Annotated in this window: 23 protein-coding genes; 7 read left to right on the top strand and 16 right to left on the bottom strand. The window is 71.0% G+C overall.

Annotation, left to right across the window (positions count from 1 at the left end; all coding sequences use genetic code 11):
* Window positions 1-138: 138 nt before the first annotated feature.
* The 11 genes from JGR68_RS06010 to JGR68_RS14110 all read right to left on the bottom strand — a co-directional run bounded on the left by JGR68_RS06010 (window position 139) and on the right by JGR68_RS14110 (window position 9,741).
* Entirely contained in the window at window positions 139-2,484 is a 2,346-nt protein-coding gene (locus JGR68_RS06010; RefSeq protein ID WP_234446609.1) for a DNA internalization-related competence protein ComEC/Rec2, read from the bottom strand.
* A 200-nt stretch (window positions 2,485-2,684) separates the two neighbouring features.
* Window positions 2,685-3,158: a transposase gene (locus JGR68_RS06005; protein ID WP_199361630.1), complete on the bottom strand. Its 474-nt coding sequence runs from the start codon at window positions 3,156-3,158 to the stop codon at window positions 2,685-2,687.
* Window positions 3,159-3,359: 201 nt separating this feature from the next.
* The gene (gene lolD / locus JGR68_RS06000; RefSeq protein ID WP_199361679.1) at window positions 3,360-4,088 is read right to left on the bottom strand and encodes a lipoprotein-releasing ABC transporter ATP-binding protein LolD; all 729 of its coding nucleotides are present in this window, start codon (window positions 4,086-4,088) and stop codon (window positions 3,360-3,362) included.
* A 10-nt stretch (window positions 4,089-4,098) separates the two neighbouring features.
* Window positions 4,099-5,340, bottom strand: coding sequence for a lipoprotein-releasing ABC transporter permease subunit (locus tag JGR68_RS05995; RefSeq protein WP_199361631.1), 1,242 nt, complete (start codon window positions 5,338-5,340; stop codon window positions 4,099-4,101).
* A 23-nt stretch (window positions 5,341-5,363) separates the two neighbouring features.
* Window positions 5,364-5,816, bottom strand: a complete 453-nt coding sequence (locus JGR68_RS05990; RefSeq protein ID WP_199361632.1) for a hypothetical protein — start codon at window positions 5,814-5,816, stop codon at window positions 5,364-5,366.
* A complete protein-coding gene (locus tag JGR68_RS05985; protein ID WP_199361633.1) occupies window positions 5,764-6,021 on the bottom strand; it encodes a succinate dehydrogenase assembly factor 2 in 258 nt (85 codons plus the stop codon). Before JGR68_RS05985 ends, JGR68_RS05990 begins: the two co-directional genes overlap by 53 nt.
* Before the next feature lie 49 nt (window positions 6,022-6,070).
* Complete coding sequence (locus JGR68_RS05980) at window positions 6,071-6,862, bottom strand: succinate dehydrogenase iron-sulfur subunit (RefSeq protein ID WP_199361634.1); 792 nt, start codon at window positions 6,860-6,862, stop codon at window positions 6,071-6,073.
* Window positions 6,863-6,875: 13 nt separating this feature from the next.
* Window positions 6,876-8,666, bottom strand: coding sequence for a succinate dehydrogenase flavoprotein subunit (sdhA, locus tag JGR68_RS05975; protein ID WP_199361635.1), 1,791 nt, complete (start codon window positions 8,664-8,666; stop codon window positions 6,876-6,878).
* A gap of 10 nt (window positions 8,667-8,676) precedes the next feature.
* Complete coding sequence (gene sdhD, locus JGR68_RS05970; protein WP_207748887.1) at window positions 8,677-9,084, bottom strand: succinate dehydrogenase, hydrophobic membrane anchor protein; 408 nt, start codon at window positions 9,082-9,084, stop codon at window positions 8,677-8,679.
* A complete protein-coding gene (gene sdhC / locus JGR68_RS05965) occupies window positions 9,081-9,470 on the bottom strand; it encodes a succinate dehydrogenase, cytochrome b556 subunit (protein WP_199361636.1) in 390 nt (129 codons plus the stop codon). The genes sdhD and sdhC overlap by 4 nt, the downstream gene beginning before the upstream one ends.
* 91 nt (window positions 9,471-9,561) lie before the next feature.
* Window positions 9,562-9,741 carry a succinate dehydrogenase assembly factor 4 gene (locus tag JGR68_RS14110; protein ID WP_255531890.1) on the bottom strand — a complete coding sequence of 60 codons (180 nt, stop codon included), beginning with the start codon at window positions 9,739-9,741 and terminating at the stop codon, window positions 9,562-9,564.
* A 29-nt stretch (window positions 9,742-9,770) separates the two neighbouring features.
* Here JGR68_RS14110 and JGR68_RS05955 point away from each other — a divergent pair, with 29 nt between their 5' ends.
* Both JGR68_RS05955 and JGR68_RS05950 read left to right on the top strand, forming a co-directional pair.
* Window positions 9,771-10,679 carry a folate-binding protein gene (locus JGR68_RS05955; RefSeq protein WP_234446607.1) on the top strand — a complete coding sequence of 303 codons (909 nt, stop codon included), beginning with the start codon at window positions 9,771-9,773 and terminating at the stop codon, window positions 10,677-10,679.
* A 319-nt stretch (window positions 10,680-10,998) separates the two neighbouring features.
* Window positions 10,999-11,490: an OmpA family protein gene (locus JGR68_RS05950; RefSeq protein WP_199361637.1), complete on the top strand. Its 492-nt coding sequence runs from the start codon at window positions 10,999-11,001 to the stop codon at window positions 11,488-11,490.
* Window positions 11,491-11,625: 135 nt separating this feature from the next.
* Here the strand turns inward: JGR68_RS05950 and JGR68_RS05945 are convergent, their stop codons facing one another.
* From JGR68_RS05945 to JGR68_RS05930, 4 genes are all read right to left on the bottom strand, one after another.
* Window positions 11,626-13,899, bottom strand: a complete 2,274-nt coding sequence (locus JGR68_RS05945; protein WP_199361638.1) for a thiamine pyrophosphate-dependent enzyme — start codon at window positions 13,897-13,899, stop codon at window positions 11,626-11,628.
* 38 nt (window positions 13,900-13,937) lie between these two features.
* The gene (locus tag JGR68_RS05940) at window positions 13,938-14,489 is read right to left on the bottom strand and encodes a GNAT family N-acetyltransferase (RefSeq protein WP_199361639.1); all 552 of its coding nucleotides are present in this window, start codon (window positions 14,487-14,489) and stop codon (window positions 13,938-13,940) included.
* Window positions 14,490-14,562: 73 nt separating this feature from the next.
* A complete protein-coding gene (locus JGR68_RS05935; RefSeq protein ID WP_199361640.1) occupies window positions 14,563-15,732 on the bottom strand; it encodes an acyl-CoA dehydrogenase family protein in 1,170 nt (389 codons plus the stop codon).
* Window positions 15,733-15,905: 173 nt separating this feature from the next.
* Window positions 15,906-16,712 (bottom strand): glycine zipper 2TM domain-containing protein, encoded by an 807-nt coding sequence (locus JGR68_RS05930; RefSeq protein WP_199361548.1) that lies wholly within the window; start codon window positions 16,710-16,712, stop codon window positions 15,906-15,908.
* Window positions 16,713-16,891: 179 nt separating this feature from the next.
* Between JGR68_RS05930 and JGR68_RS05925 the strand changes: the two genes are divergently transcribed.
* The gene (locus tag JGR68_RS05925; protein ID WP_199361547.1) at window positions 16,892-17,122 is read left to right on the top strand and encodes a DUF6116 family protein; all 231 of its coding nucleotides are present in this window, start codon (window positions 16,892-16,894) and stop codon (window positions 17,120-17,122) included.
* A complete protein-coding gene (locus JGR68_RS05920) occupies window positions 17,100-17,891 on the top strand; it encodes a TatD family hydrolase (RefSeq protein WP_234446606.1) in 792 nt (263 codons plus the stop codon). The genes JGR68_RS05925 and JGR68_RS05920 overlap by 23 nt, the downstream gene beginning before the upstream one ends.
* Window position 17,892: 1 nt before the next feature.
* Here the strand turns inward: JGR68_RS05920 and JGR68_RS05915 are convergent, their stop codons facing one another.
* Window positions 17,893-18,732: a tRNA threonylcarbamoyladenosine dehydratase gene (locus JGR68_RS05915; RefSeq protein WP_199361546.1), complete on the bottom strand. Its 840-nt coding sequence runs from the start codon at window positions 18,730-18,732 to the stop codon at window positions 17,893-17,895.
* A 68-nt stretch (window positions 18,733-18,800) separates the two neighbouring features.
* Between JGR68_RS05915 and JGR68_RS05910 the strand changes: the two genes are divergently transcribed.
* From JGR68_RS05910 to JGR68_RS05900, 3 genes are all read left to right on the top strand, one after another.
* Window positions 18,801-19,289 (top strand): hypothetical protein, encoded by a 489-nt coding sequence (locus JGR68_RS05910; RefSeq protein ID WP_199361545.1) that lies wholly within the window; start codon window positions 18,801-18,803, stop codon window positions 19,287-19,289.
* A gap of 156 nt (window positions 19,290-19,445) precedes the next feature.
* Window positions 19,446-19,925 (top strand): glycine zipper 2TM domain-containing protein, encoded by a 480-nt coding sequence (locus JGR68_RS05905; protein ID WP_199361544.1) that lies wholly within the window; start codon window positions 19,446-19,448, stop codon window positions 19,923-19,925.
* A 78-nt stretch (window positions 19,926-20,003) separates the two neighbouring features.
* A complete protein-coding gene (locus tag JGR68_RS05900; RefSeq protein WP_199361543.1) occupies window positions 20,004-20,489 on the top strand; it encodes a DUF456 domain-containing protein in 486 nt (161 codons plus the stop codon).
* Window positions 20,490-20,531 lie beyond the last annotated feature (42 nt).

Here is a 20,531-nt window from a genome sequence, read left to right as displayed (position 1 = left end):
ATACCGCCAGCCGCCCCGCCCGCGACCGGGGCCGCCGGGGGGCCCCTCTCGTGTAGGAGCGGCTACAGCCGCGATCGCGAGGCGGCGTCGTTGACGCTGCTGGACCGCGGGACACGGCGATCGCGGCTGTAGCCGCTCCTACAGGGGCGGGGTGTCGCGGGTCGTGGCGTCCCAGAAGCGACGGCGGCGGGCGCGTTCGGTCTGGACCTGCAGGCCGGCGCTGGTCAGGCGCAGGTGCGCCGCGCCGCCTTCGGGCGTTCCCAGCACGGTCGTGCCACGCCGCTCCCACCGTTCCACCGTGCCCGCGTCCGGATGTCCGAAGCGGTTGCCGTGGCCCGCCGACACCAGCGCCAGCGTCGCGCCGGTGGCCGCCACGAAGTCCGCGCTCGATGAGTGCCGCGACCCGTGGTGCGGTATGAGGACGACCTCCGCGGGCAGGTCTTCTGGCAGGCGCCCCACCAGGCGCTCCTCGACCGCCTCGCCAATGTCGCCCGGCAGCAGGAGCGCGCCGTGCACGGTCTCGATGCGCAGGACGCAGCTGGATTCGTTGCGCAGGTCGGGGAAGTGCAGCGGTGGATGCAGGAAGCGGAACTGCACGCCATCGTGCTGCCAGCCGCTGCCGGCCAGGCAGCCCGCGGCGCCTGGAATGGCCGCGCTCTCGGGCGCCAGCAGGCGCGCCGCGGGAAAGCGGCGGCGCACGGCCGCCAGCCCGCCGGCGTGGTCGCTGTCGGCGTGGCTGACCACCATGGTGTCGATGCGGCGCACGCCCAGCGCCAGCAGCGCCGGGACCACCGCGCGTTCGCCGGCGTCCCAGCCATCGCGCACCGCCGGCCCCATGTCGTACAGCAGGGCGTGGCCGGCGGTGCGTACCAGCAGCGACGTCCCCTGCCCCACGTCGATCATCACCAGCTCGACCTCGCCGGCGCGCGGCAGGTGGCGGTCCGGCCACAGCAGCGGCAGCCAGAGCAGCAGGGCCAGCGGCCGGCCCGGCAGTCCGCGCGGCAGCAGCAGCCAGAACGCGCCGACCAGCGCCATCGGCAGCGCGAACCACGCCGGCTCGGGCAGCCACCACAGCGCCAGCGGGCTTTCGCCCAGGCGCTCGAACAGCGGCCAGGACAGTTCGAAGGCCGCGGCGGCCAGGCGCCAGGCGGCGTCGCCGCAGCCCGCCTGCATGGCTTCGAGCGCGGTGCCGAGCAGCGACAGCGGCACCACGACCAGGCTCCACCAGGGAATCGCGACCAGGTTGGCGAGCGGGCCCGCCAGCGAGGCCTGCCCGAACAGGATCGCGGTCAACGGCAGCAGGCCGAGCGTGGCCACCCACTGCGCGGACAGGAAATCGCGCACGGGCCGCCGGCCGGCCTGCGGCAGGCACCACAGCAGCCAGGCGACGCCGCCGAAGCTGAGCCAGAAGCCGGCCGACAGCAGCGCCAGCGGATCGACCAGCACGATCGCGATCGCGGCCAGGGCCAGCGACTCCGGGATCCGCAGCGGCCGCCGCCACAGCCGCGCAGCCACGGCCACCGCGATCATCAGCACGGTGCGCACCGTGGGCAGCGCGAAGCCGGCGACCGCGGCATAGCCGAGTGCTCCGGCGAACGCAGCCAGCGCCGCGCCCTGGGGACGCGGCACGACGAGGCCGAGCGCCGGGACCAGCCGCCAGACGGCCGTGCCCAGCAAAGCGAAGGCGCCGGCGACCAGGCCGACGTGGAAACCGGAGATGGCGATCAGGTGGGTGAGCCCCGTGGCGCGCAGCAGCTCCCAGTCGGTGTCGGTGAGCGCGCGGGTATCGCCAAGGGCGAGCGCGCGCACGTAGCGGGACCCGGTACCGGGCACGGCGGCGGCGATGCGCTGGGCGATGCGGTCACGCCACGCGTCGAGCCCGCGAGCCGGCGCCAGCTGCAGGGCGGTGGCCTGCTCGCGTACGTAGCCGGTGGCCGCGATGCGCGCGGCCAGCGCATGGCGCTCCGCATCGAAGCCACCCGGATTGCGCAGCCCGCGCGGCGCGCGCAGCCGCAGCTGGAGGCGCCACTCGGCGCCTGGCTGCAACTCGTGGCGCCGCGAGGGCTCGTCCGCCCATTCGTTGTCGTACCAGGACAGCCGCAGCTTCGCGCCTCGCAGGACGTCGGGAAGCGCGGGATCATCGTGGACGCGGAACTCGAAGCGCGTGCGGCGCGGTTCGGACTCGGGCAGGCCGGTGATGCGACCGGTCACGGTGAAGTCGCCGCGCTCGTTCTCGGCAGGCAGCTGGCCGTCGAGCGACGCTGTCGCGTGCAGGCCGCACAAGGCGAAGCCGGCCAGCAGCGCGCCGGTCCATCGCCATCGGCCCGCGATCTTCCACCAGGTGCCAAGCCCCGCGACGAGCAGCACGTAGAACAGCGCCACAGCCGGCAGCCGCGGCAGGGCCAGGCACAGGACCACGCCAACCACCAGGGCAGCGGCGGCCCCCACACCCAGCAGCGGCGCCTGCCCCGCTCGCGCCGTCACAGCCCCCGTCTCTGTAGGAGCGGCTACAGCCGCGATCCCGTCTCCCTCACCTGCTGCAGGAGCGGCTACAGCCGCGATCGCATCTCCCTCACCTGCTGTAGGAGCGGCTACAGCCGCGATCGCGCGCTGCGTCGCACTTCCACTCTCTCCGCAATCGCGGCTGTAGCCGCTCCTACAGGGGGTGCCTTCGGGTTCATCGCTCATGACGCGGCGTCTGCATCAGCGCTGATCCAGACGGCGTCCCAGTAGGAATAGCCGCCGAAGCTCCGGGAAATCCCGGCGCGGATCGGATTCGCGACGACGTAGCGGGCGGCCGCCAGCAGGTTGTCGTCCGAGCGCAGTGCGCGATCGTGGAAGCCCGGCTGCCAGAGCCGGCCTGCATCCGGCTTCCAGACGCGCGTGGCGTGGGCCTTGGCGCGGCCGACGGTCCGTGACAGGGATTCGGACTCGCCCAGCTCCAGCAGGCCGTGCCAGTGGTCGGGCATGAGGACCCAGCAGAGCAGCCTTGAACCGGGCCAGGCATCCCGCCCGGCGAGTGCACGTGCGACCGCGGCCGCGGGCTCCCAGTCCTGGAACCACGGCTTGCGACCGTCGGTGACGATGGTGACCAGGTAGATCCGGCCGGGTTCCGACCAGCGGCCCGATCGGAGCTCGGGGGAACGGCGTGTGGGCATGCACACGAGCGTGCGGCCCGCGGCGGCGGCAAGCAGCCCTCCCGCTTCCGGAAACCCCCTAGGAGATTCCCGCCACCCCCCTGTAGGAGCGGCTACAGCCGCGATCCGGGCCGCCGTCCCCCTGTAGGAGCGGCTATAGCCGCGATTGCGGGACGTTGATCGCGGCTGTAGCCGCTCCTACAGCGAGAGGAGGCGCGGGGGTCAGGCGCTGGCGGGGGCGATCTCGCGGAGGCGGCCTTCGTGGAGTTCGAGGACGCGGTCGAGGCGGCGGGCCAGGCTGCGGTCGTGGGTGACGAGGACCAGGCTGGTGCGCTCGGCACGGTTGAGTTCGAGCATCAGGTCGAAAACGGTGGCCGCGGTCTTCTCGTCGAGGTTGCCGGTGGGCTCGTCGCCGAGCACGCAGGCCGGACGGTTGACCAGTGCGCGGGCGACGGCGGCGCGCTGGCGTTCGCCGCCCGACAGTTCGCCGGGCTTGTGCTCGAGGCGATGGCCCAGGCCGACGCCTTCCAGCAGCGCGCGCGCGCGCGACGAGGCGTCGGGCACCGCGGCGCCCGACAGCAGCACCGGCAGCATCACGTTCTCCAGCGCGGTGAACTCGGGCAGCAGGTGGTGGAACTGGTAGACGAAGCCGAGCGCGCGGTTGCGCAGGCGGCCGCGGTCGGCGTCGGACAGTGCGCTCATGCGCTGTCCGGCCACGTAGACCTCGCCCGCGGTCGGCGTGTCGAGTCCGCCGAGCAGGTGCAGCAGCGTGCTCTTGCCCGCGCCGGAGGCGCCAAGGATGGCGACGGTCTCGCCCGCGGCGACGCTCAGGTCGAGGCCGTCGAACACCGGCGTATGCATCCGGCCCTCGGCATAGGTCTTGCCCAGGCCGTCGGCGCCGACCACTTCGTCGGCGTGGCGCGTGTCGGCATGCGCCCTGGCGCCTGCCATCGCAGCCTGCTCACTCATAGCGCAGCGCCTCCGCCGGGGCCGTGCGCGCCGCGCGCCGCGCCGGGTAGATGGTGGCCAGGAAGGCCATGACCAGGGCGACGATCGCGACGATGGTGATGTCCTGGGCGCTGAGGTCGGTCGGCAGGCCGGTGATGTAGTAGACGTCGGCCGGCATCAGCTCGGCGCCGGTGACCTTCTCGATCAGGCGCAGGATGCGCTCGAGGTTGAGCGTCAGCGCCAGGCCGCCGATGACCCCCAGCACCGTGCCGAGCACGCCGATCAGCGTGCCCTGCACCATGAACACCTGCATGACGCCGCGCGGCGTGAGGCCCAGCGTGCGCAGGATCGCGATGTCGGACTGCTTGTCGGTCACCAGCATCACCTGCGAGGACACCAGGTTGAAGGCGCCCATGGCGATGATCAGCGACAGCAGGATCGCGATCATGGTCTTCTCGAGCTTGAGCGCGCGGAACAGGTGCGCGTTCTCCATCGTCCAGTCGCTGACCATGTAGGGCCCTTCGAGCTTCAGCGCGAGATCGCGCGCCACCGCGTATGCCTGGTCCATGTCGTGCATCTGCAGGCGCACGCCGGTCACGCCGTCGCCCATGCGCAGCAGGCGCTGCAGGTCCTCGATGTTGACCACGGCCAGGCCGCGGTCGAAGTCCTGGTAACCGGCCTCGAAGATCCCGCTGACGGTGAAGCGCTTGAGCTGCGGCACCGCGCCCATCGGCGTGGCCTGGAAGTCGGTGGTGGCGACGACGCTGTCGCCCAGGCGTACGCCCAGCCACAGCGCGAGCTCGCGGCCCAGCACGATGTTGTAGCTGCGCGGCTCGAGCGTCCCGAGGCTGCCCTCGACCATGCGCTCGCCGAGGATCGAGACCTTGGCCTCGTCGTCCGGACGGATGCCGCGCAGCATCGCCGGCTCGCGGCGCTTGCCCGACAGCAGGGCCTCGGTCGAGATATAGGGCGCGGCGGCCGCCACGCGCGGGTCGGCATTGCCGGCCTCGACGGCCTGGCGCCAGTTGGCCATCGGCTCGCCGTGCGCGCTGACAGTGGCGTGCTGCGTCATCTGCAGCATGCGGTCGCGGATCTCGCGCTGGAAACCGCTCATCACGGCGAGCGTGGTGATCAGCGCGGTCACGCCGATGGCGATGCCGAGGATCGAGGCCAGGGAGATGAAGGAGATGAAGCCGTTGCGGCGCTTGGCGCGCAGGTAGCGCAGGCCGATGGCGACAGGCAGTGGTTTGAACATCGGGTCTCGCCGGCTGAATGCCGCTATGGTGCCACCGATGGTCCGGCGCGCGCAGGGTCCAGCCGCCCGGTGGCCAGCCGGAGTTCACGGCGCCGGTGCGGCGGCAGGGTGTCGGGCCACCAGGCGAAGCGCTGGCGGCGGCCGGTCGGGCCGCGCAGGACCATGAACGCCAGTGGTCCGCGCCACTGCAGTTCGATGCCGGAAACCTCGTCTCCGTCCAGCAGCAGGCGCCCGTCCGCGGTGAACAGCAGGCTGTGCAGCGGCTGGTGCCATGCGCGCCACGCAAGGGACAGGCCGTGCAGGAGCGCCGCCGCCGCGAGCATCCAGGCCGCGCCGCGTGGAAGCTCGCTCGCCAGCACCGCGAGCGGCGCCAGCGCGGACAGCATCAGCAGCGCCGCGAGCAGCCAGCGCGAGGGCCGCCACTCAATGCGGCAGGGCGCGGATCCGCCCGACGAGGGCTTCGAGTTCGGCGTCATCCGGACGTTCGTGGCCGAGGAACCATTTCCACAGCCTATCGTCCTCGCTGTCGAGCAGGCGCAGGAAGGTGGCACGTTCGGCCGTCGGGGAAGCCCGCCATTCCTGCTCGAGCCAGCGCTCGAGCAGCCGGTCGAGCTCGCGCATGCCGCGCCGGCAGCGCCAGCGCAGGCGACGCAGCTCGGCGTCGTCGTCCTGGAGGATCATCGCGTCACCGGGTACGAAAGCGCCGGCGTGGGCCGGCGCGTCGTTCCGCTCAGACCTGGCGCTCGAGCATCAGCTGCTTGATCGCGCCGATCGCCTTCGCGGGATTGAGTCCCTTCGGGCAGGTGCGCGTGCAGTTCATGATCGTGTGGCAGCGGTAGAGCTTGAACGGATCCTCGAGGTCGTCCAGGCGCGTGCCGGTGTCCTCGTCGCGCGAGTCGACGATCCAGCGGTAGGCCTGGAGCAGGATCGCCGGGCCGAGGTAGCGGTCGCCGTTCCACCAGTAGCTGGGGCAGGACGTGCTGCAGCAGGCGCAGAGGATGCACTCGTACAGGCCGTCGAGCTTGGCGCGGTCTTCCTTCGACTGCAGCCGCTCGCGGTCCGGCGGCGCCGGGCTCTGGGTGCGGATCCACGGCTGGATCGACGCGTACTGCGCGTAGAAGTGGGTCATGTCAGGGACCAGGTCCTTGACCACTTCCATGTGCGGCAGCGGGTAGATCGGCACCTCGCCCTTGCCCTTGCCGCAGTCGTCGATCGCCTTGGTGCAGGCCAGCGTGTTGGTGCCGTCGATGTTCATCGCGCACGAACCGCAGATGCCCTCGCGGCATGACCGGCGGAAGGTCAGCGTGGGGTCGATTTCGTTCTTGATCTTGATCAGCGCGTCGAGAACCATCGGACCGCACGCATCGAGGTCGACCTCGTAGGTGTCGGTGCGCGGGTTCTCGGTGTCGTCCGGGCTCCAGCGGTAGACCTTGAACTCGCGCACGCGGGTCGAACCCGACGGCGCGGCGAAGTGCCTGCCCTTGTGGACCCTGGAGTTCCTGGGGAGTGAGAATTCGGCCATCTGCTTATCGATCCTAGTAGACGCGCGCAACGGGCGGGACGACTTCGACCTCATCGTCGAGCGTGTACATGTGCACTGGGCGGTAGTCGATGCGGGTGTTGCCCGCCTCGTCGACCCAGGTGAGCGAATGCTTCTGCCACTCGGCGTCGTTGCGGTCCGGGAAGTCCTCGCGGGCGTGGGCGCCGCGCGATTCCTTGCGGTTTTCCGCCGACACGATGGTGGCCAGCGACAGGCCGAGCAGGTTCTGCAGCTCGAAGGTCTCGATCAGGTCCGAGTTCCAGACCAGCGAACGGTCGCTGACCTTGACGTCGGCGAACGAGGCGTGGATCTCGCGGATCTTCGCCACGCCCTCGGCCAGGGTCTCGCCGGTGCGGAACACCGCGGCGTCGGCCTGCATGGTGCGCTGCATGTTGTCGCGGATGACCGCGGTCGGCGTGCCGCCGTTGGCATGGCGCAGCTTGTCGAGGTTGGCCAGCGCCTTGTCGCAGGCATCCGTGGCCAGGCGCTTGTGCGGCGCGCCGGGGGCGATGGTCTCGGCGCAGCGGTTGGCCACCGCGCGGCCGAACACCACCAGGTCGAGCAGCGAGTTCGAGCCCAGGCGGTTGGCGCCGTGCACCGACACGCAGGCGGCCTCGCCGATGGCGTACAGGCCCGGCACGACCGCGTCGGGATTGCCGTCCTTCAGCTGCACCACTTCGCCGTGGTAGTTGGTCGGCACGCCGCCCATGTTGTAGTGGACGGTGGGGATGACCGGGATCGGCTGCTTCTCGACGTCGACGCCGGCGAAGATCCGCGCGCTCTCGGCGATGCCGGGCAGCTTCTCGTGGATGTCCTTCGGGTCGAGGTGGGTCAGGTCGAGGTGGATGTGGTCGCCGTGCGCGCCGACGCCGCGGCCTTCGCGGATCTCGATGGTCATCGAGCGCGACACCACGTCGCGCGAGGCGAGGTCCTTGGCGTTGGGCGCATAGCGCTCCATGAAGCGTTCGCCCTGCGCGTTGCGCAGGATGCCGCCTTCGCCGCGGACACCTTCGGTGATCAGGCAGCCGGCGCCGTAGATGCCGGTGGGATGGAACTGCACGAACTCCATGTCCTGCAGGCCGAGCCCGGCGCGCAGCGCCATGCCGCCGCCGTCGCCGGTGCAGGTGTGCGCGGACGTGGCGGAGAAATAGGCGCGGCCGTAGCCGCCGGTGGCCAGCACCGTGCCCTGGGCACGGAACAGGTGCAGCGTGCCCTCGGCCATGTCGATGGCCAGTACGCCGCGGCAGACGCCCTCGTCGTCCATGATCAGGTCGAGCGCGAAGTACTCGACGAAGAACTCGGCCTGGTGCGCCAGCGACTGCTGGTACAGCGTGTGCAGCATGGCGTGGCCGGTGCGGTCGGCGGCGGCGCAGGTGCGCTGGGCGATGCCCTTGCCGTAGTGCGTGGTCATGCCGCCGAAGGGGCGCTGGTAGATCTTGCCCTCCTCGGTGCGCGAGAACGGCACGCCCTGGTGCTCGAGCTCGATGATCGCCGGGATCGCCTCGCGGCACATGTACTGGATGGCGTCCTGGTCGCCCAGCCAGTCCGAACCCTTGATGGTGTCGTAGAAGTGGAAGCGCCAGTCGTCCTCGCCCATGTTGCCGAGCGCGGCGGAGATGCCGCCCTGCGCCGCGACCGTGTGCGAGCGGGTCGGGAAGACCTTGGTGATGCAGGCGGTGCGCAGGCCCTTCTGGGCCAGGCCGAAGGTGGCGCGGAGGCCGGCGCCGCCGGCTCCGACCACGATCATGTCGTACTTGTGTTCGGTGATCTTGTAGGCGTTGGTCATTTCGGTCTCGTCAGGCCAGCAGCGCGATCCGGGCGATCGCGTAGAGCGACGCCAGCGCGCCGAGGCTGCACAGGAGGATGTTGAGCACCAGCAGCACGAGCTCGGTCGCGCGGTCGTGGACGTAGTCCTCGATCACCACCTGCAGGCCGAGCTTGGCGTGCCAGAACAGCGCGACCACGAACAGCGCCATCAGGATCGCGTTCCAGGGCCGCGAGAAGACCTCGTGCACCTGGGCGAGGTCGGCGCCGACCATCGACACCAGGGTGCCGACCAGCCACGGCACCAGCAGGGCAAGCACGACGGCGGTGACGCGCTGCCACCAGAAGTGGCCGGTGCCGGACTTGCCGGAGCCGAGGCGGCGCGCACGCTTGAGCGGCGTGCGGTACTCGGGGATCGCCTTGGCGTCGACGTCGGTCATGCCGCACCTCCCATCGCGAAGAACCAGATCAGCGCGGTCAGCACCACGGTCAGGCCGAACACCGCATAGCCGGAGCGGTAGACCTCGGGAAGCTCGAAGCCCCAGCCCGAATCCCACAGCATGTGGCGGATGCCGTTGAGCAGGTGGTAGACCAGCGCCAGGGAGAAGCCGAACAGCGCGAGCTTGCCCAGCGGCGACGCCAGGCAGGCCGCGGCGGATGCATAGGCGTCACCACCGGCGGCGACGGCGAGCAGCCACCAGGCCAGTCCGAACGCACCGACCACCAGGGCGACGCCCGTGGCGCGGTGCAGGATCGACATGAGCATGGTGATCTGCCAGCGGTACACCTGGAGGTGCGGCGACAGGGGACGTTTGGGGTGGGTCATCGCGGCAGGCATCTCTCGCTGGGCGGCGGTGACGCCGCGTTGGCTTTCATGGACAGGTGGGACTTGCGGCCGCGTCCTGCAGCCCGCGGCATCAGAAGTCGATGCAGCGTCCGTTCTTTTCCCAGTCCCCGTAGCGCGTCGGATCCAGACCCTCGCGGCCACCGTGTTCCGGCGCCGCTGGCGGCGTCACGGGAGTGGCCCTGGAATCGTCCGACCTTGCGTCCGGAGCGGTCCGAGGCGGCGTTTCGCCTATGATTGCGGGGTCTGGCACGAGCCGAAGTTTACGTCCCGGAGCACAGTTTGGACAAGCCAGCCGCCGCCAAGGCGCCGTTTTTCGCCCTTTCCGACCACGCGCTGCTCGCCCTGGAGGGGCGTGACGCCGTCGCCTTCGCACAGGCGCAGTGCATGAGCGACGTCGCCACGCTTTCCGACGGGCAGTGGCAGTGGAGCGGCTGGCTCACGCCCAAGGGCCGGGTGCAGGCGCTGTTCGCGCTGCTGCGCGTGGGCCCCGAAGCGGTCTGGCTGCTGCTGCCCGACGGCGACGCACAGGCCCTGAAGGCGGCGATGGAGCGCTTCGTCTTCCGCAGCAAGGTGACGCTGCGCGTGCCCGACGGCCTGACGCTCTGCGCCTCGTTCAGCGCACCGGCGGCGGCCTCGGGCGCGATGACCGCGACCGATGCCAAGGGACGCGTCGAATTCGACCTCGGTGACGGCACCACGGCTCGGACGCTGCGCGTCTGCCAGGGCTGCCTGGCACCCGCGGATCCGGGCGCCCTCGCCCGCTGGCGGGCCTTCGACCTGGTGCATGGCCTGCCCCGCCCCGGCTCCGCAGGCCTGGAGGCCTGGACGCCGCAGCAGCTGTCGCTGGATCGCCTGGCGGCCTACAGCGTGCGCAAGGGCTGCTATCCCGGGCAGGAAATCGTGGCCCGCACGCATTTCCTCGGGCAGGCCAAGCGCGGCCTGGCGCTGTTCGGGTCCGCCGGTGAGGCGTCCGTCGGGGCGCAGGTGATGGAGGGGGATCGCACCATTGGCACGGTGGCCTCGTCGGCCCCGGCCGTCGATCTCGCCGGGGCGCACGGTGCCACCGGCGCACCTGCAGGGCTGGTGCTGGCGGTGCTTCCGCTGGACCGGCCCGCGGACGCCGCGCCGCTTGCCGTCGAAGGCCTGCCGCTGGCGCCCCTGCCACTGCAGGACGGCCTGGCCCGCTGACCGCCCAGCCACCCACGCACGCCAGCCCCCTGTAGGAGCGGCTACAGCCGCGATCGCCCCTCGCAACGCACTCCGCCCTTCGCGACGCACTCGGCCCTTCGCGACGCACTCCGCTCGTCCCGACGCACTCCGCCAGTCCGCCGCGTTGCGCGATCGCGGCTGTAGCCGCTCCTACAGGGGGGAACGTCGGCGGCTGCCGGAAACGCGACTGCGGTTGCACAAGTTTCACGGGCCTTGGCTATGCTCCGGCGCAGGGGATCCGGAGGGGGATGCCAGGCATGGGGCCTGGCGCCGCTGCACCACAGCTGAGGGGACATCCATGCATCGACACACGAAGCCGCTGCTGGCGGCGTTCGCGACCGCCTGCCTTGCCGCCGCCTGCGCCAGCACGCCGGCGCCCGCGCCTGCGCCCGAACCGGCACCGCCGGTGGCCTCGTTCGACCACACCCTGTCGGGCGATGCGCTGTTCGCATTCGGCCAGGCCAGCGTGGCCAATCTGAGCGAGGCCGGCCGCGCGGAGCTCGACGCGCTGGCCGCGCGCGTGCTGGCGACGCCCGGCATCGACATGGTCCATGTGATCGGCCACAGCGACCGCATTGGCAAGGACGCGGCCAACGTCGAACTGTCGCGCAAGCGCGCGGCGGCCGTGCGCGACCACCTGGTCGCGGCCGGCGTACCGGCCGGCAGCGTCACCGCCGTGGGCCGTGGCAGCGTCGAGCCGGTGGCGACCTGCGAAGGCGAACGCGGCCAGACCCTGATCGACTGCCTGGCGCCCAACCGCCGCGTCGAGGTACGCGTGGTCGCTCCCTGATTGCAGGCCCACCCCCTGTAGGAGCGGCTACAGCCGCGATGCGGGTAGCCGGTGATGTGGCGGGTTTCCGGCAGATTGATCGCGGCTTTAGCCGCTCCTACAGGTTCTTCTGGCGGCGGTTAGGGTCGGGCGGCTTCAGGCCGCCAGGCGGTCCGCGGCGGCCACGATCTGCTCCTCCGACGGGATCACCAGGAAGGCCGCGCCCGCCAGCGGGGTGAAGGTGTCCGCACCCACCACGCGCTGCAGCGGGACACCCGCCAGCCCGCCCTCGACCAGGGCGGTGATGATGCCCTCGCCCACGCCGGCGCTGCGCCGGCCTTCGTCGACCACCAGGATGCGCTTGGCGCCTGCGGCCTGTTCGCGGATGAAAGCGTCGTTGAGCGGCACCAGCCAGCGCAGGTCGACCACGCGCACCGACCAGCCGTGCTTCGCCTCGATCGTGCGCGCGGCACGCAGGCTCATCGGCACGCCGTTGCCGAAGGTGAAGACGACCAGGTCGTCGCCGCCTTCGCCGTAGACGCGACCCTCGCCCAGGGTCATCGCCTCGCCCGGCGCCGGGAACTCCGTCAGCCAGCCGCCATCGCCCGGCTCGTGCAGGTCCTTGGCCATGTACAGCGCGATCGGCTCGAGGAAGGCGCAGACGCGCCCGTCGACCTTGGCCAGCGCCATCAGCGTGCGCAGCATCGTGACCGCGTCGTCGCCGCGGCTGGGGCAGCCGACCACCAGGCCCGGGATGTCGCGCAGCGCGGTGATCGAGTTGTCGTTGTGGAAATGCCCGCCGAAGCCGCGCTGGTAGCCGAGCGAGGCGATGCGCATCACCATCGGGTTGCGGTACTGGCCGTTGGAGAAGAACTGCAGGCTGGCCGCCTCGCCGCGGATCTGGTCGCAGGCGTTGTGGAAGTACGCCAGGTACTGGATCTCGGGCATGGGCAGCAGGCCCATGTTGGCGTAGCCCTGGGCCAGGCCCAGGATCACCGTCTCGTCGAGCAGGGTGTTGAACACGCGGCGCGCACCGAAGGCCTTCTGCAGGCCCTTGGTGACCGTGTACACGCCGCCCTTCTGGGCCACGTCCTCGCCGAACAGCAGGGCTTCCGGGTACTTTGCGAGGAGGTCGTGCAGCGCCTGGTTGATCTGGATGGCGAGGTGCCTGGGCGGCTGGCGCTCGGGCAGCTTCGCCTCTCCGCCGAACGCTTCGAGGCGCCGCGCGCCATAGTCGGCACGCGCGGCCTCGGCCGCCACCGCCCCGGGCGTGTACGGCGCAAGTGGCGCCATCACATCCTCCAGCAGCTCCAGCCGCGGCCGGCGATCGGCGTCCTCGGCCGCGGCGAAGCACTTCGCCCGCGTGGCCTCGTACAGGTCGATCACCTCGTCCTTCGACATCAGTCCGGACTCCAGCGCGATCACCGCCGAACGCAGCAGCGGGTCGGTGGCCTCGACCGCGCACAGCTCCTCGATCGAACGCCACTCGATCTCGAAGTCGGTGCCGGCGTGGCCCATGATCCGGGTGGTGCGCAGGTGCAGGAAGGTCGGACGGCGCGTGCGGCGGCAATGTTCGACCGCGCGCTGCACGTCGCCGTAGCCGCCGGCCAGGTCGAGGCCGTCGGCGGCGAAATAGTCGAGGTCGGGCCGCTGGCTGAAGTTGCGCGCGATCCAGCCGTCGGGCGTCTTGACCGAAATGCCGATGCCGTTGTCCTCACAGACGAACAGCACCGGCGCCGGCAGCTTCTGGTACGCCGTCCATGCGGCGACGTTGAAGGCCGTCTGCGCGGTGGCATGGTTGCTCGACGCGTCGCCGAAGGAACAGATGGCGATGCTGTCGTCGGGAACCGGCAGCGCATGGCCGATGCGCCGCGCCTGCTCGATCGCCACCGCCGTCCCGAAGGCCTTGGGCAGGTGCGAGGCGATCGTGGACGTCTGCGGCAGCACCCACAGCGGCTTGCTGCCCCAGACCTTGTGGCGTCCGCCCGACGCCGGGTCGTCCTTGCTTGCGGCGAACGACAGCGCCGAGTCCATCACCGGGTCCATGCCCGGCAGCTTGCGGAAGCGCTCGGCCATGAAGCCGCCCGATCGGTAGTGCAGGAAGGCCGGATCGGTATGGCGCGTGGCGCGGGCGACCATCGCGTTGCCTTCGTGGCCGCTCGAGCCGATGGTGTAGAAGACCTTGTTCTGCACCCGCAGCACGCGCGCCATCAGGTCGAGGTGGCGGCTGACCAGCTGCGACTCGAACAGCTCGCGGAAACCGCGGGCGTCGAGCGCGCTGCCCTCCAGCACCGGATCACCCGCGGCGGGCGCCTGGCCCGCACGGCCGTCCCAGCCGAGCACGAACTCGCGGAAGTTGATGTCGCAGATCTCGGCGCGGTTGAGGCCCTTCATGCGGGCCGGGATGGGCGTGGGAACGGCTGCGAACATGGCGTTGCGTGTCCTGTCGGAAGGTGTGCGTGGCGGCTTCAGGCGAAGCGCTTGCGGGTGTCCTGCCACTGCGCGCGGGTCTGTTCCCAGACCTCCACGGGCGCATCCTCGTACGGCGCCGGCAGCTGTCCGGGGCCCCTCAGGCGCGAGCCCAGGCGGCGGGCCAGGGCCTGCGAGGCGAGGTTCGCCGGTGCGATGCAGTGGATGAAGTCGTCCCAGCCGAGGTTGGCGAGCGCCCAGTCGACCGCGGCGACCGTGGCCTCGCTGGCATAGCCGCGCCCCCAGGCGTCGGGATGGAAGGAATAGCCGATCTCGTTGCCCGGCCAGCCTTCCGGCTTCCAGGGCCCCGCCTGGCCCAGCCAGAGCCCGGTGTCGCGATCGATGACCGAGAACATGCCGAAGCCCTGCAGCATCCAGGCCCCCGGCTGTTGCAGGAAGCGACGCCAGGCGGCCGCGCGCGGCGCGTGGCCGCCGATGTGCCGCGCCGCATCCTCGTCGGCCAGCAGTTCGGCGAAGCGGTCGAAGTCGCCGATCCGCGGGAGGCGCAGGACCAGCCGTTCGGTTTCGATGCGGACCTCGTGCACGGACATCGGCCTGCTCCGTTGCTGACCTTGCGTGGCCGTCCGGCACGACGTGCCGGGCCGGGACTCCCTGGATCGGGGCTCAGCCGCCGAAGGCGTTGATGCCGGTCAGCTCGCGACCCACGACCAGCTGGTGCACGGTCTCGGTGCCCTCGTAGGTGATCACCGATTCCAGGTTCAGCGCATGGCGGATCGGGCAGTGTTCGGTGGTGATGCCGGCGCCGCCGAGCAGGTCGCGCGCTTCGCGGGCGATGTCGATGGCCATGCGGCAGTTGTTCCACTTCGCCAGCGACACCTGGGTCGGCTGCATCCTGCCGGCGTCCTTCAGGCGGCCCAGCTGCAGCGAGAGCAGCTGGGCACTGGTGATGCGACGCGCCCAGTCGGCCATCTTGATCTGCGCGCTCTGGGTCGCGGCCACCGGGCGGCCGAACAGGATCCGCTCCTTGCTGTACTCCAGCGCCTCGTCCAGGCAGGCGATGGCGGCGCCGATCGGGCCCCAGGTGATGCCGTAGCGGGCCTGGGTCAGGCAGCCCAGCGGGCCCTTCAGGCCCTTCACGTTCGGCAGCCGGTTGGCCTCCGGCACGCGCACGTTGTCGAAGAACAGCGCGCTGGTGACCGAGGCCCGCAGGCTCATCTTGTGCTTGACCAGCTGGGCCTTGAACCCCGGGAAATCCTTCTCGACAACGAAGCCCTGGATGCCGTCATCGGTCTGCGCCCAGACGATCGCGATGTCGGCGATGTTGCCGTTGGTGATCCACATCTTGGAGCCGTTGATCACCCAGTCGCCGCCGTCGCGCCTGGCGTGGGTCTTCATGTTGGCCGGGTCGGAACCGCCGTGCGGTTCGGTCAGGCCGAAGCAGCCGATGACCTTGCCCGCCGCCATGTCGGGCAGCCACCGCTGCTTCTGCTCCTCCGTGCCATAGGCGAAGATCGGGTACATGCACAGCGAGGACTGGACGCTGGCGAAGCTGCGCAGCCCGGAGTCGCCGCGCTCCAGCTCCTGGCAGATCAGGCCGTAGCTGACGTAGTTGAGCTCCGCGCCGCCGTATTCGGCCGGAAGCGTCGCGCCGAGCAGGCCCAGGCCCGCGATCTCGGGGATCAGCTCGCTGGGGAAACGGCCTTCGTCGAAGCATTCGCCGATGATCGGCAGCACGCGCTCGTCGGTGAACCGGGCCACGCTGTCCTGGACGGCGCGCTCCTCCTCGGTGAGCAGCGAGCGGACGTCGTAGAGGTCGTAGGGGTTCAGGGCCATGGGAGCGCAACCGTCGGCAGGAAACCCCGCATTCTAGCCACTCCGCCCCCCCTGTAGGAGCGGCTACAGCCGCGATCGCCTCGTCGCCGTGACAGGGATCGCGGCTGTAGCCGCTCCTACAGAAAGAAAAAACGCCCCGAGTGGGGCGTCTTTCTTCGCACGGAGGGAGGCGATCAGCCGCGGCCGGAGTCGCCATCGACCGAGGCGACCTGGGTCACGACCTGGCCGTCGATCACCGGCAGGCGGTCGCCGGGGCGCTCGTCCATGCGGATGCTGCGCTCGGCGCCGTCGTAGCGGTAGGTGACGTCGTAGCCCACCGTGACCTCGGTATCACCCAGGGCGATGCGGTTCGCCGGCTTGCTGTCGGTGCGCATGCTGCCGGTGGTGCCGTCCGGGTTGCGATAGGTCACGTTGTAGGCGACCACGCGCGAGGACTGCGAGCTGTCGTTCACCGTTCGGCACTGGCGGTCGACGCGTTCGACCACGCGGCCACCGACGTGGCGACGGTCGACCTCGCGGCCGGCGAAGCCGCCGCCCACGGCGCCTGCGACAGTGGCGAGCTTGCGCCCGTTGCCGCTGCCGACCTGGTTTCCGACCAGGCCGCCGATGACGGCGCCAGCGACCGTGCCGCCGACGTTGCCGTCTCGCTCGGCCATGCGCTCCTGCACCACCACGTCCTCGCAGACCTGGCGCGGCGAGCTGGTGGTGGATGTCTCGCGGATGGCCTCGGAGCCGATCACCGTGGCGTACTGCGGCTCGCGCTCGGTGATGGGCTCGATGGCGACCACCGGGGCGTACTCGAGCCGGCCTTCGCCGGGAAGCGCCTCGTCGAGCGCGAAGGCGTCACCGATGCGCGCGGCATCGCCGGTCGCGGCGACGTCGGCGCGCGGGCCGTCATCGCGGTTGCCCTGGAAGGCAGCCACGGCGACGCCGCCAACGAGCAGCGAGGCAAGTGCAATGGCGAGCGTGTTGTTCTTCATAAGGGGGCTCCTCGGGGGCGAAGCCGGTCGTTGCGAGCGAAGATCCGGCGGTGACCCGATTCGACCACTCCGCGCCTGAACAGGTCCCGATCAGGCGGTCCCGGACTGAGCAATCCGTGAACCCTGCCGCGATCGGCCGCGTGCTAGCGTGCCGCGAAGACGCATCTCCGGAGACTGCAGTGGCCAATCCCATCCTCGCCCCCGTGCTGCGCTGGCTGGGCCGGCTCAGCTATCCCAAGCTGTTCGCCATGGCGGCCGTCCTGTTCGCGATCAGCGTGGTCGTGCCCGATCCCCTGCCCTTCGTCGACGAGCTGCTGCTCGGCATGGGCGCGCTGCTGATCGCACGGCGCAAACGCAAGCCGGAAGCGCCGAGCGGTCGGGTCATCGATGGCGAAGCGCGCCGCGGCTGAGCCGATGCTGGTCGATTCGCACTGCCACCTGGACGCCGACGAGTTCGCCCACGATCGCCTCGAAGTGATCGCCCGCGCACGCACCGCCGGCGTGGCCATGCAGGTGCTGCCGGCCACCCACGCCACGGAATGGCCGGCGCTGCGCGAGGCCGCCGCGCTGGACCCCGGCCTGCACGCCGCCTACGGCCTGCATCCGACCTTCCTGCAGCACCACCGCGACCCGCACCTGCCGGAGCTCGAAGCGTGGATCGAGCGCGAGCGCCCGGTCGCGGTGGGCGAATGCGGCCTGGACTTCTTCGTCGAAGGCCTGGACGCGGATGCGCAGTCGTATTTCTTCGAGGGCCAGCTGCGCATCGCGCGCGACGCCGACCTGCCGGTGATCGTCCACGCGCGACGCGCGGTCGACCAGGTCACCGCCGCGATCCGCCGCATCGGCGGGCTGCGTGGCGTGGTGCACAGCTTCTCTGGCAGCCGGCAGCAGGCGGAAAAGCTGTGGGAACTCGGCTTCATGCTCGGCCTGGGCGGCCCGGTGACCTACCCGCGCGCCAACCGCTTGCGCACCCTGGCCGCGACCATGCCGCTGGAGTGGCTGCTGCTGGAGACCGACGCGCCCGACCAGCCGGACGCCGGCCACCGTGGCCAGCGCAACGAGCCGGCGCGGCTGCGCCGGGTCTGCGAGACCATCGCGCAGCTGCGCGATGTGGCCGCGGACGAGGTGGCGGCCGCCACGACCGCCAATGCCCGTCGGCTGTTCGCCCTGCCCGACTGAGTCAGCCGTCCCCGGCGGCAGCGGCAGTCGCCGCGGGAACCGCGTCGCGGATCGTCGCGCGCGCAAGCAGCAGCTCCAGCGCCTTGCCCGCGGCCGCGAACGCGAACGCGCCGGTGATGTGCGTCGCCGCCCCCAGGCCGCCGCCGCAGTCGAGCTTGAAGCCGTCCTCGCCACCGACCGGCGGGCGCAGGCCGCAGACGCTGCCGTCGGCCTGCGGATAGCGCACGTTCTCAAGCGAGTAGACCGCCGGGATGCCGAAGTAGCGCTTCGGTCCCTTGGGGAAGTTGAACTCCCCACGCAGCTTCTTGCGCACCAGGGCGAGCATGGCGTCATGCTCGGTCTTAGACAGGTCGCGGACGCGGACCAGGGTCGGATCGATCCGGCCGCCGGCCGAGCCCACGGCCACCAGCGGAAGCTTGCGGCGCCGGCACCAGGCGATCATCTCGACTTTGCTGCGGAAGCTGTCGCAGGCGTCGACCACCAGGTCATAGCCGCGATCCAGCAGCGCGTCGAGGTTGGACGGCGTCAAGAAACTCGGCACCTCGTGCACCACCATCGCCGGGTTGATCGCGCGGCAGCGCTCGGCCATCGCCGTGACCTTGGCGCGTCCGTACTGCCCGGCGAGCGCCGGAAGCTGGCGATTGGTGTTGGAGACGCACAGGTCATCGGCGTCGACCAGGGTCAGGGTGCCGACCCCGCTGCGCGCGAGCGCCTCGGCCACCCACGATCCCACGCCGCCAAGGCCGATCACGGCCACGTGGCAGGCGGCGAAGCGCTCCACCGCGCCGCGCCCGTAGAGGCGGTCGATGCCGGCGAAGCGCTGGTTCCAGTCTGCGTCCATCGGTCCATTTTACCGATGCGCCGCATACAATCGCCCCGCCACCCTCTGCCCGTACAGGAACCCGCCGCATGTCGACGCCACAGCCGCAGGCCACGAAGGTCGATCCCTCCGCGCCGCGCCCCCCGCGCAAGCCGCCCTCGGCCGCCGGCCGCTACCTGTTCCTGTTCCTGCTGGGCCTGGTGATCGGCATCATCACCGTGGTGATGCTGCTGCGCTCGCTCGAAGGGCGGAAGACGTGGCAGGACCACTACCCCACCGCGGCCATGCAGCTGATGTCCGCGCATACCGCGCAGCTGCGCCAGAAGCTCGATGCCAACCGCTGCGCGGCCACCGACGTCCTGCCGCACCTGCAGGCCCTGCGCATGGTCGGCAACGACCTCGACCCGGCCTTCCCCGACCTGCGCGACAGCACGCGCTTCGCCGGGCACACCGGCAGCTACCGCGCGACGCTTGACCAGGTGCTGTCCTCGCCGCCGATGAACTGTGCCGGCCTCAAGAGCACGCTCGAGGCGATCGGCGGTGACTGCAAGGCCTGCCACGGCGACTTCCGCGGCTGACGGCCATCCGGGCGTGTTGAGTGTCCAAATGAACGGACCCTGCATGGGTTCGGGATCCGCGCGTGCGGAGCGCCACGATTGATTGGCCGTTCACGGCCGTCTGACTAACTTCGCCTGCAAGGCATCTCCCCCGGTGCCATCGCAGGAGTCCCACCGATGAAGGTCCGACTGATCAGCGCCAGTGCGCTCATCGCCGCAGCCACCCTGGTCGGCTGCGCCAGCACGTCCCCCGGCTATTCCAGCGGCGGCTATGGCAGCAGCGGCAGCTACGGCAGCGCGGCGCGTTGCGACACCTGCGGCGTGGTCACCCGCATCGACCACCGCGCACGTGCGTCGAACACGCCCAACGCGACCGGCGCCGTCCTCGGCGGCATCGTGGGTGCGGTGGCTGCGCGCGAGATCGCCGAACGCAACACCGACAGCGATGGCCGGGCCAACACCGCCACGGTGGCCGGTGCGGTCGGTGGCGCGGTGGCCGGCAATGCCATCCAGAACCGCGTGCAGGGCCAGTCGGTCTACGACGTGCACGTCCGGCTCGACAACGGTCGCATGACGGTCGTCACCCAGAACGACCTCGGCGGCATCCGCGAGGGCTCGTACGTCAACGTCGCCGGCGGTCGCGCCAGCGTGCGCTGAGCCGCCGCACAGATCCAGCGTCATCTCTCTCTTTGACGGCCCGCCCTGCGGGCCGTTTTTCTTTGGCAGACTGTGCGGATGGACCTGCAGACCCTCTACTACGCGATCGCGGCCCTCCTGGTGCTGGTCGGGATCGCGGGAACCATCCTCCCGGCCCTGCCGGGACTGCCGCTGGTCTTCGCCGGCATGCTGCTCGGCGCCTGGGCCGGCCACTTCGAGTACATCGGGGTGCCGGTGCTCGTGGTCCTCGGGGTGTTGACGATGCTGTCGCTGGCGGTCGATTTCTGGGCCACCGCGCTCGGCGCCAAGCGCGTCGGCGCCAGCGGAAAGGCGGTGGCGGGCGCGGTGATCGGCACCTTCGTCGGCATCTTCTTCGGCCCCGTCGGCCTGTTCGCGGGCCCCTTCATCGGTGCGCTGGCGGGCGAGCTGCTGCACGGTCGCGACGTCGGCCGCGCCACCCGCGTCGGCTTCGGGACCTGGCTGGGCGTGGTCTTCGGCACGGTCCTCAAGCTGGCCCTGGCCTTCACGATGGTCGGCCTGTTCGTGCTCGCCTGGGTGTTCTGAACGCTACACTCGCGCGCCAACGCCGCCGCAGGAACGAAGACG

Origin of the sequence: Luteimonas sp. MC1750 (assembly GCF_016615955.1) — a bacterium.
In the GTDB taxonomy this organism is placed as follows: domain Bacteria; phylum Pseudomonadota; class Gammaproteobacteria; order Xanthomonadales; family Xanthomonadaceae; genus Luteimonas.
Note: the sequence above shows the minus strand (reverse complement) of the source record. Positions and strands in the feature narration are given on the sequence as shown.